This window comes from Bacillus cereus group sp. BfR-BA-01524, assembly GCF_022662595.1.
GTDB lineage: Bacteria > Bacillota > Bacilli > Bacillales > Bacillaceae_G > Bacillus_A > Bacillus_A thuringiensis_S.
The window spans coordinates 1-2643 of sequence record NZ_JAKUDW010000205.1; the positions used below are offsets into that span (position 1 = coordinate 1).

Consider the following 2643-nt stretch of genomic DNA (forward strand, 5'->3'; position numbering starts at 1 on the left):
TCTGATATTTTTATATTTTCAGGTATTTTCAAATATAAAACAGATACTCTTTCTTGCATTATTCTTCCTCACAATAATATTTCATTTATCATCCATATTTTTAAATAAATTCATTTATTTGTTTTCTAATAATTCCTTAGAAATTAAATATAGCAACTCTTTTTCAACTTCTTTTAAATAGAAATGGTTTCCTGGTAACATCTGAACTTTAAATGCTTTACTAGTGTGTTTCTCCCACTGTTTTAGATGCTCTAAACGAACTCTACTATCCTCTGTTCCACCATACGCCACAATAGGACAATTTAATTTATTTCTTTCTTTATATACATACTTTTCACACACTTCAAAGTCCGCACGTATAGTAGGTATAATTAATTCCATTAACTCTTGATTACTTAATATTTCTTCAGATGTTCCTCCCATTTCTTTTAATTTCTCAATAAAAATAGGTACAGATAAATCATGCATATTATTTGTTATTAGCGATAGATGTGGTGCCCTAAAACTCGAAATAATTAACTTTTCTGGAAATGTCGAAAAATTTTCCTTTAGGTACCATGACATTTCATAACTTAATAATGCCCCCATACTATGTCCAAAAAATACATAAGGCTTATCTAATAAAGGAAGAATCTCTACTGCTAATTCACATATAATAGATTGGATATTATTGAATGGTTTCTCCATAATTCTATTTTCTCTACCTGGTAATTGAACAGCAATTACCTCAACCTGTTCCGGTAATTTAGTTGCCCATTTTTTAAAATTACTGGCACTTCCTCCTGCATAATGAAAACAAAATAATCTCATACTAGTTGGAAAAGAATTTACCTTATTATATTTTTTAAAATATAGCGATGGTGAATAAATATTATTCATATCAAACACACCTTTAAAAATTAATTTAAATTAGAACTAGAATTGTATAATTTTTTACTTATCTCTTCTAAGAATATATCAATATGATATGCAATATCTTCAGCATGCGCAGACTGCATCATACTATAATGAGTTGCGTTTAGTTCTATAACTTTTAATTCTTTTTGCACATATTTCCCCCAAAATAAGGTATCATCTTCTGCATGATTATTTTCTTTATGTGAATGATTTGCAGTAAAAAGTAATATATCTTGATCCAATTTTTCCGGTTGATAACTCCGATAAGCATTAAGATTTGTTTGAAATACCTGAATCATCTTTTCTAGATCTTCAACTTGTATATCTTGCTTAAACTTTGAATGATTTTTCAAATAACTTATTACATAGCGAATACGTTCATCTTGCATACTTAAATTTTTGTATCCTAATATTAATTCTTCGGATACTTCTAGGTTATATTGCTTCATTAAATCATTCATAAATACGGCTAAGTCATCCCATTCTGATGAATCATTATATATATCTGGTGCCCATGTATCTAGCAATATAATGGCTTCAACCTTTATTCCTTTCTCAACTAATTGTCTCGCCATTTCAAAAGCTACAACCCCACCAAAAGACCATCCACCAATAATATAAGGACCCTCTGCCTGAACATTCTGCATTTCCTTAATATAAAAATTAGCCATTTCTTTTATATTTGTTAATATTGTTTCTTCACTCTCTAATCCTAGCGACTGAAAAGCGTAAAAAGGACGCTTAACCCCTAAATATTTAGCTAATTCAAAATAACTTATAATATGTCCACCAATAGGATGAACAAAGAAAATAGGTCTCTTATTCCCCTTTGGTTGAAGAGGTACTATTGAATTATTAACTTTATAAATTTTATTTCTATCTATTTGTTTCGCTAATGCAGCAATTGTTCCACTTTGAAAAATAACAGTTAACGGAATTTTCACATTAAAAGTCTTTTTAATTTTTGACATTAATTGAACAGCCAATAGAGAGTGCCCACCAATTCCGAAAAAATTGTCATATACAGAAATCCCAGAATAACCTAGTAGCTCTTCCCAGATTTCAACTAATTTTTTTTCAATATCTGTTTTGGGTTCGATATATTCTGTTCGTTTAATTAAGGACATATCTGGAGCAGGCAATGCATCCTTGTCTACTTTTCCATTAATTGTTAAAGGTATTTTTTCTAACAACACAAAAGCACTCGGTACCATGTAATCCGGCAACTGCTCTGACATATAATTGCTAAGTTTCTCAACCTCATCAGCTGTAAGATCATCTCCAATAATGTACCCAACTAGTCTTTTGTCACCTGGAATGTCTTCTCGAACTAAAACAATACCCTCACGTATTTTAGAATATTGATTAAGTATAGTTTCAATCTCTCCTAATTCAATTCTAAATCCTCTCAATTTAACTTGTTGATCTATGCGGTCAATATACTCAAGATTTCCATTTGGTAAATAACGTACTATATCTCCAGTTTTATACAATTTCTGTTCCTCATTACTATCGAATGGAGAATTAATAAATCTTTCCGCAGTTAATTCCGGTCGTTTATAATACCCTTTTGCTAATCCCACTCCTCCAATATATAGTTCCCCATGAACACCAATAGGTACGGGTTGTAAAGAAGTATCTAATACATACATTTCAGTATTAAAAATAGGCTTTCCTATAGGTATGGATTTACTATAATTCTCTCCTGGTTTTACTATATAATTAGTACATCCAACTACTGCTTCA

Annotated in this window: 2 protein-coding genes; both read right to left on the reverse strand. The window is 30.3% G+C overall.

From position 1 onward, the window contains the following. Positions 1-114 precede the first annotated feature (114 nt). Complete coding sequence (locus MR170_RS30305) at positions 115-879, reverse strand: thioesterase II family protein (RefSeq protein ID WP_105433614.1); 765 nt, start codon at positions 877-879, stop codon at positions 115-117. Positions 880-899: 20 nt separating this feature from the next. Beyond that, positions 900-2643, reverse strand: a 1744-nt coding sequence (locus MR170_RS30310; protein WP_242310583.1) for a thioesterase domain-containing protein, incomplete at its 5' end; no start/stop codon positions are given.

What these genes read in the sequence shown, in the direction of transcription:
- MR170_RS30305 (WP_105433614.1), bottom strand. Translation starts at nt 879, where the DNA reads ATGAATAATATTTATTCACCATCGCTATATTTTAAAAAATATAATAAG.